This is a genomic window from Agrobacterium bohemicum (assembly GCF_001562555.1).
GTDB lineage: Bacteria > Pseudomonadota > Alphaproteobacteria > Rhizobiales > Rhizobiaceae > Agrobacterium > Agrobacterium bohemicum.
Map to the genome: position 1 here is coordinate 1 of NZ_KQ961042.1, position 7,622 is coordinate 7,622.

10 protein-coding genes and 1 tRNA gene are annotated in these 7,622 nt (G+C 52.6%); 8 read left to right on the plus strand and 3 right to left on the minus strand.

All coding sequences use genetic code 11. From position 1 onward, the window contains the following. Both ATO67_RS23410 and ATO67_RS22040 read right to left on the minus strand, forming a co-directional pair. A partial coding sequence (locus ATO67_RS23410; RefSeq protein WP_210176181.1) for a hypothetical protein occupies positions 1-196 on the minus strand: 196 nt, incomplete at its 3' end. After that, positions 193-1,533 (minus strand): putative Ig domain-containing protein, encoded by a 1,341-nt coding sequence (locus ATO67_RS22040; protein ID WP_067654018.1) that lies wholly within the window; start codon positions 1,531-1,533, stop codon positions 193-195. The genes ATO67_RS22040 and ATO67_RS23410, both read right to left, overlap by 4 nt. Positions 1,534-2,168: 635 nt before the next feature. Here ATO67_RS22040 and ATO67_RS22045 point away from each other — a divergent pair. The 6 genes from ATO67_RS22045 to ATO67_RS22070 all read left to right on the plus strand — a co-directional run bounded on the left by ATO67_RS22045 (position 2,169) and on the right by ATO67_RS22070 (position 5,893). Then, a complete protein-coding gene (locus tag ATO67_RS22045; RefSeq protein ID WP_067654021.1) occupies positions 2,169-2,855 on the plus strand; it encodes a phage tail protein in 687 nt (228 codons plus the stop codon). Between the two features lie 16 nt (positions 2,856-2,871). Continuing rightward, on the plus strand, positions 2,872-3,186 hold the full coding sequence (locus ATO67_RS23955; RefSeq protein WP_067654024.1) for a DUF6916 family protein: 315 nt from the start codon (positions 2,872-2,874) through the stop codon (positions 3,184-3,186). An 87-nt stretch (positions 3,187-3,273) separates the two neighbouring features. Then, entirely contained in the window at positions 3,274-3,780 is a 507-nt protein-coding gene (locus ATO67_RS22055) for a GNAT family N-acetyltransferase (RefSeq protein WP_067654027.1), read from the plus strand. A 167-nt stretch (positions 3,781-3,947) separates the two neighbouring features. Continuing rightward, positions 3,948-4,661 (plus strand): GntR family transcriptional regulator, encoded by a 714-nt coding sequence (locus ATO67_RS22060; RefSeq protein ID WP_067654030.1) that lies wholly within the window; start codon positions 3,948-3,950, stop codon positions 4,659-4,661. An 8-nt stretch (positions 4,662-4,669) separates the two neighbouring features. Beyond that, positions 4,670-5,581: a dihydrodipicolinate synthase family protein gene (locus ATO67_RS22065; RefSeq protein WP_067654033.1), complete on the plus strand. Its 912-nt coding sequence runs from the start codon at positions 4,670-4,672 to the stop codon at positions 5,579-5,581. A 238-nt stretch (positions 5,582-5,819) separates the two neighbouring features. After that, positions 5,820-5,893, plus strand: a tRNA-Gln gene (locus tag ATO67_RS22070). Between the two features lie 200 nt (positions 5,894-6,093). Here ATO67_RS22070 and ATO67_RS22075 read toward each other — a convergent pair. Beyond that, the gene (locus ATO67_RS22075) at positions 6,094-6,618 is read right to left on the minus strand and encodes a hypothetical protein (protein WP_157940870.1); all 525 of its coding nucleotides are present in this window, start codon (positions 6,616-6,618) and stop codon (positions 6,094-6,096) included. 8 nt (positions 6,619-6,626) lie between these two features. Here ATO67_RS22075 and ATO67_RS22740 point away from each other — a divergent pair, with 8 nt between their 5' ends. Both ATO67_RS22740 and ATO67_RS22080 read left to right on the plus strand, forming a co-directional pair. Beyond that, positions 6,627-7,052 (plus strand): DUF4276 family protein, encoded by a 426-nt coding sequence (locus ATO67_RS22740; RefSeq protein WP_280940040.1) that lies wholly within the window; start codon positions 6,627-6,629, stop codon positions 7,050-7,052. Positions 7,053-7,087: 35 nt separating this feature from the next. Further along, positions 7,088-7,435 (plus strand): DUF4145 domain-containing protein, encoded by a 348-nt coding sequence (locus tag ATO67_RS22080; protein ID WP_245304067.1) that lies wholly within the window; start codon positions 7,088-7,090, stop codon positions 7,433-7,435. The last annotated feature ends 187 nt before the right edge of the window (positions 7,436-7,622 follow it).

Consider the following 7,622-nt stretch of genomic DNA (forward strand, 5'->3'; position numbering starts at 1 on the left):
TGTTCGGGGTGTAACTGATCAAGGTGCCGGAGGCTGTGGCCGTACCTTTCGTCGCTTGCGTATCAATTGCCACCGAGACTGCCGCCCCTCCCGAGATAGCAATCGCGACCGCATTGTTCGAACTGTTCGCCGCAACCGTTTTAGACACAGCACCGGCAATCGGAAGCTGCTCGCTGATAGCAAGTGTATAACTCACGGAGCCGGGCACACCGTGTTGACGTCGGTGATATCAATCGTGAAGCTGGCGCTCCCCATCGATGTCGGTGTGCCCGAGATTTCGCCAGTGGCTGCATCAAGAGCCAAACCTGCGGGAAGCGCATCTCCGCTGGCGAGCACAAATGTGTAGGGAGCCATTCCATTCGATACGGCAATTGCGCCGCTGGAATAGGAGACATTCTGGGTTCCGCTGGTCAGGGCACCTGATGCCGGTGAAATAGCGAATGTCGGAGCCGATACGGTGATCGTGACAGTTGCGGATGCAGAGGTACCGGCATCATTGGTGGCGGTATAGCTGAAGCTGTCGACCCCGGAATAACCTGGGTTTGGAGTGTAGGTTATCGCCGTGCCGGATGCCGTCGCGACACCCTTCGTTGCCTGGGTTGAAACAGCAACCGAGGTCGCTGCGCCACCCGAAAGGCTCAGCGTAATCACATTGTCTGCACTGTTGGCTGCAACAGGCGCGGAAACGGCGCCAACAATCGGCAGTTCGGCAATTTCCATCGTATACGCTGCGGCGTTCGTCTGAGCTATATCATCTTTCACGACAACCGTGAAATTATAGCTTCCCGCCGTTGTTGGAATCCCGGTAATTTCACCTGTGACGCTGAGTGATAATCCCGCTGGCAGCGTATCGCCATCAGCGACTGCGAAACTATAGGGTGCGACGCCATCTGAGGCGGAAAACGTCGCGGCATTATAGTTAACTCCAACAATTCCCGCTGTGAGAGCACCGGCAGCAGGCGAGATGACGGGCAGTTCAGCGTAAATGAAACTCTGGTTTTGCGAAGCCGCACCATTGCCGTTGGATACATTGACATCTGCAGCACCCGAAACATTCGCTGGAGCAATAGCCACGATCCTGGTTGGGCTAACGACTGTATAGCTGGACGCAGGTACCCCACCGAATGATACTTCGCTGACGCCAACGAAAGCGGTGCCTTCTACGGTGACCGAAGTTCCACCGCTTACCGACCCGCCGCGCGGGCTCAAAGACGTGATTGTTGGGGCGCTGCTATCATAACAGACAACCTGAATGGTAACGGCGCTGGACGTACCCGGCAGTTGATTGTCGACATCGACCTCTACGTTAAACGCATCGAAAGGAGGTGCGGAACTTGTTATCGTGTAAGTACCGGATTTCGAAAAATTTGGGTCATCGTCGGTGCCAACGACTAATATGTAATCATAGTTTGGAAAAACTAGTGCAACAGTTGCCGTGCTATTTGCCAACGCAGTGCCAGAGTGACTTGCTGTCCAGCTCAACGTCTCGCCAACGTCAAAGCTTGAATAGACCTCGTACGGCGATTCTCGCATGCCATTTGGGGGAGCGAATGTCTGACTGGTACCCCAGTCTGTGTTGATTGCGGTACATGTATTAGAGAGAGCGTGTGCGGGTACCGCAATGCCAGCGTACATCAACAGAGTTATGAGTGCCCTTAAAAACGACCATGCCCGCAACACCTTAAAAATAGAGGCTGCAAAACGCAAACCGACTGAGACTACGCGCTTTTTTAACGTCACCCGATTTTCCCCGCACCCTAGCCATCCCACCTGCCCCCGCAGGTTACATAAGGACAACAATACATATTATTCAGGTAGCGAGATTCGCATGACTTAGCCAGATTATTAACAACCAGTAGATGACCTAAGCGAATCATAATTCAACTCATGTGGCGCGTCGGTCACAACCTAATTGCAACTAAAGGGTTGCGGGAGGTGGATCAGCTTCCATGCCGTATGTCATGACGCAAAGACGACGGGAAGCTAGACTGGCGTGAGATTCAAAAAGTGTAAACAAAACAAAGACATTTGAATGGCAAGAACGGTAAGGCACTTCCTGAAGCATAATGGAAATTATTCTAGATTGCATATTTATGTTAATGCACTTATAAATTGATTCGATAGTAACAACCGCTATCTTTCAGTGCGCACGCCATAGGAGAATAAAAATGGATGCTTTCATTGCAACTATTTTGCCAACGGGTTTCAATTTCAATCCATACGGTTGGCAACTCTGCTGGGGGCAGCAAGTCAACGTCAATCAGTATCAGGCAGTGTTCTCGCTTTTGGCGAACTATTATGGCGGCGACGGAAAGACCTCTTTCGGCTTGCCGGATCTCCGGGGTCGCGTGCCGATCGGCTGGGGTGCGAAGGATGGCGGGAACCTAAACTATGCCATCGGCACCAAGTCCGGCAACGACGCCCAAGCCCTTTCCATTTCGCAAATGCCCGTCCACTCACACACTACGACCTTTGCGCCAACGAAAACTGACCTCGACCTCAAAACGGCGGCAGTGACTGGCAATCAAACAGTATCGGCAAAGCTGGACGTCTCGACGTCCACTGCTACCTCCAATCTAGCGACAGCAGGAACATATCTAGCCACCACAGGTGGTGCCACGACAAAAATTTACGCAGCAACAAGTTCGAATCCCGTGTCACTTGGGGGCGTCAGCGCTTCGCTGGACGGCTCTCCGTCCATACCTGAGCTTAGCATTACGGTTCCGGGCGTGGTGACTGGGGGAACCGTGACCGTTGGCACAGCCGGAGGCGGAGCGCCTGTAGATATTCGCCCCTCATCACAGGCCATCAACTTCATCATATGCATGAACGGGATATACCCTACCCGCGAATAGGGGAGATTGAAGCGTTATGGACATTCAACGTCTCTCTGCGGAGGTGTTTCTTCCGCATATCGGAGCCGATTTCTCCTTGCTGGGAGACGGCGACACGGTCCTCATGGTCAAGCTTGCGGATTGCAGAAAATATCCGCGTGGCACCATGCCAGGAACCGCGAGAACGGCTTTCAGGCTCTTGTTTGAGACAGCCGCGAACCAGATGCCGCCCAGAAACGATGGGATATTCACTATCCAACACGAAACAATCGGTACAGTCGGGCCGGTTCACATCGGCCGGGTGATTAGCGACCGAGCTGATACCGCCGTATTAGAGATCATCTTCAATTGATCCCAATCGGTCTTGGTTTTGAAAGGTGCTCAGGATCAAGAGGTGAAAGCGGCCTCTTTCGCTCGATGATGTTCAACAGGTAAATCTATGAATGGTTTCAACGGCTCCTTTGATATTTCCGGCGGCTTGACCTTGCGTTTTTGCCGACCAACCGACCAGGATTTTCTTCTGGAACTCTTCATGCAGGCGCGCCCTTGGCTTGCTTGGGCAGAAGGCAAAAAGGATTTCATACGCGATCTGTTTGAGCAGCAATACTCTATCATGCGGAACGGTCAGGAAGCGGTCTACCCCGAGCATCTTGATCTGCTGATAGAAAAGCTTGGAGAAAAGGTCGGGCGTGTCGTCTTGGACTTGGGATATGCAGACTGGCGGATCAGCGAGATCGAAGTCGTGTCAGCGGCTAGAACCACCGGCATTGGCTCCAACGTTATTCGTGGCCTGCAGGCCGCCGCCAGACGCGGCAGGCGATCTCTCACATTATCGACGCCGATTTTCGGTCCCAGCAACAATCAGCCCCTTTACGAAAAGCTAGGCTTCCGGGTCGCATCCCTGGCCCCTCCCCTCATCCACATGGTCTGGCAGCCACAGGAGTGATTGAGGCGAATATTCATCATCTGGTAGACGTTATATTGCCCGGCTAAAAGCTACGTATTCACCGATTTCCCAGCCTTCCTAATAAAGGGATTAATGATCTGGACAGGTATTGAAATCTGATATATCAGATTTCAACGCTGGGATTCAAGCCGTTCAGAGGCCTCGTAATGCTCAATACCATAGGTCTGCCCGCATCAGAGGAACGCATCGAGCGGCTCGATCCACAATTCCTGACGACGCTCAGAGACCATGTCCATCGTGCGCTTCGAACCGCCATATTATCGGGTCGCTTTGCTGCTGATGAACGCGTAAACGAGCGGCAGCTCGCAGAGCAGCTTGGGGTCAGCACAACACCTATCAAGGAGGCTCTTCGCCAACTCGAGGCAGAAGGACTTGTCGAGACTCTAGCAAGACGTGGCATCATCATTCGCTTCAATGCAGACTGGGCAGAAGAAACAATACTGGCGCGCGCAGCACTCGAATCCATGATCGCGCGCCTTGCAGCAAAACGTATCACGCAGGATGCTGTCCGCGCCCTGGAACAGACGATCGACAGAATGCGAACCGCCAGCTTAAACGCAGCGGCCGACGACCTCATCGAACTCAACGAGACATTTCACGACCAAATTCATGCCGCATCCGAATGCAGATATCTGGCCCGGATGATCGAGCGGCAGCGGTTCTACGACGCCAGCATTCGCCGGATCATCCATCTGGACCCGTCAGAGTGTGCGAAAGCACTGGCGGAACACATTGCCATTTCTACCGCAATCATCTCAGGCGAGAGCGATGAGGCTGAGAGAGCGATGCGTGACCACGTGATACGTTCCGGGAATACTTATTTGAGCATGATTTTCAATACGCGGGAGGAAATACGGTGAATTCAGCAATGGACAAAGTTCGCAAGGCGTTGACGGGAATATCAGGTGTGCCAGTCACACCTTATGCGGCTGATGGAAGCGTGGATACGTTGAAGCTTTCAACGCTGATTGCCGGTCTCGCCGATGCGGGCGTCCACAATTTGATGGCAGCCGGCAATACCGGGGAGTTCTTTACTCTGACCATGGACGAAGTTCGCCTCGTACATCGCACAACAATCATGGCGGCGGCCGGAAAAGCCTTAGTCAGTGCCGCGGTAGGTCGCTCACTGACCGAAGCAAAAGCATTGGCTCGCGATGCCATCGCCGAGGGCGCCGACGCCATAATGGGACATCATCCGATGGACCCCTTTGCCGGGCCAAGCTACCAGGCAAAGTACTTTCTGGATCTGGCAACGTCTTCGACGGTTCCTGTCATCGCCTACGTGCGTAGCGACAACTTGTCGGTCAGCGACTTCCGGCAACTGGCGTTGCATCCAAATATTGCTGGCATCAAATTCGCATCCAGCAACCTCATGCTGCTCGCAGAGGTCATTCGATCCACCAAAGACACGTCCACGATTTGGGTCTGTGGCCTAGCCGAAGGCTGGGCACCAGCATTTTATGCCATGGGAGCACGCGGATTCACCTCCGGACTGGTAAACGTTTTTCCAGAGCGCTCGCATGCCATCTACAGGGCGCTGGACGCAGGGAATTACGAAGAAGCACGAAACTTGATAGATGGGATTGCTGGCTTCGAAGCACTACGCACGAAATATTTTAATGGCGCAAACGTCACCGTCGTCAAGGAGGCGCTTGGAATGCTCGGTACAGACGTGGGTCCAGTACGCATTCCTGGTGTCGAGGCGCTAAATGATGTCGAACGTTCCGAATTGAAGGAAATCGTGGAGCGCATAAAAGTACAAAGATCTGCAAATCGCTGATAGGGAGCAAACCTCCGCTTTCAAATTTGCACATCTATGGGCGGGATTTTTCCAATTCTCCTCCATGGGTGTGGAAAAGGCCTTTTTCATACCGCATTGGTCCAGCGAGCAATTCGCGGCGCAACAAAAACACCACGAGCTTCAATATCATTTGGAAAAGCGCAATTTTTGGCTTGCATAGCGAGACAAATCATTTATACGACGCCTCAGCGAAGCCGCACGACGACTTCGACTGCGTTGGGGAATAGTTCAACGGTAGAACGACGGACTCTGACTCCGTTAATCTTGGTTCGAATCCAGGTTCCCCAGCCAACTCTTTTTACCCAAGTAATTTCAAAGCCTTACGGGCAACCTCGTACCTCAAGTCGTACCGCGTTATGTACCTCTCATCAACATCGCATTAGATGACCAGCGTATGAGGGTTTGATTTTGGTAACTTGAGATGCCGACGCTTTCTCTAGCTTCCATATTTCGAACTCGCCAATGGCCACGTCATTCCCCTTGTGCCGCGCCTAGAAGGCCAGCATCCCTCTGATGGATAGGATGGGGTCTGCTACGTCCCAGAAGACCTTTCCGGACACAACGCAAATTATAGCCCAGCAGACTTTTCGATGTAACGCTGGACGGGTGGACTGATCGGTAATCTCAACAAGAGGGAATGCCCACTTCGTATAACTAAACAGGATGCGATAGGCCCATAGCCCGACGAAACCGAGATAAATGTAGGCTGCAGCGGCGACCACATGGCCGGTGCTTGGTAGCTGATTGTTGATAAAGTCAGACGAGAGCCAACATAGATAAAACGCGAACGGGATAGACGCATCATAAAACCTTCTTAGTGACGGCGCAGTGCCCCGCCCCAATTCGGCTAGCATTTGCTTTATGAGCCTTACATCTTCCGGCATTCGGCATATCAGCGAAGCGATGAACATCGACCAAGCACCGCGCTGCGCTTCCGACAGCGCTTCACCTTGTTTAAGCGAGTTGAGAGCTGAAGCTGCTTTGCTGTCGACCGGCGACAGAAAATCGCGTTCCATCTCATAGGCTGTCTCGTCCCGCATGCCATCAATGGCATAAGCATGCCAACTTGGCCGATCGCTTCATTCCTTTCGTTGCTATGCACGAATTCGAAGGGTTGCTCTTCAGTGACCCGACGACAATGGCCCATTCTATGGGAGTGCCGGCACTCGCATCAGATTTCACGACCATAAGGGCGGCCTTCGAGACTCCCGAACATATCAACGACAGTTATCAGACTGCTCCTTCAAAACGACTGTTAGCTGCATTACCGGGATATCAAAAAGTTCTGCATGGCAACGTGGCGATGATCGATATCGGGCTAGCAACAGTCAGGAGTGAATGTCCAATTTTCGATAATTGGCTGAATGCTCTTGAACAACTCGTTTATCCTTGCATGTTCCCGCAGCTCTCAAAGAGGATTACTTCGAAGCCTGCGCAGTTTTGGCGGTGAGCCCGAAGGCTTCAGCCGCCTTATCGCGGCGATGCTTGCAAGGAATTCTCACAAAAGAGGGTTACAATAAAAAGGACCTCGTCAAACAGATCAACGACCTACTCGACGAGCGGGATTTGACGAAGTCGATTCCGCTCAATCTGCGTACAACGATTGACGCTGTTCGGCACTTTGGTAATTTTTCGGCTCATCCATTGAATGATGTCACAACTCTTCAGGTGATTCCGGTTGAGGCAGAAGAGGCAGAATGGTGCTTAGAGGTGATCGAAGAGTGCTTCGAGCATTTCTACGAGCGGCCCGCGTTAGCCCTTGAAAGGAAGGCTGCGCTTGACGAAAAACTGCTGCGCGCCGGGAAACCGCTCTCTAAAGGCCGCCCGGCATAGAGTATGAAGGAAAAAAGTCCAGAACAGTACAAAGATAAATTTATTTGGGCTGTCGCGCTAGGTGGGTTTGCCGGAGGCACGTTCTGCACCGGGCTCGCGTTGTCTGCACTTGGAGTGCACCCCATTTCACCGGACAGGTCGGCTAGGTTGATTTAGCTCTGATGAACTGCCGAGGGGAAGCCATCTT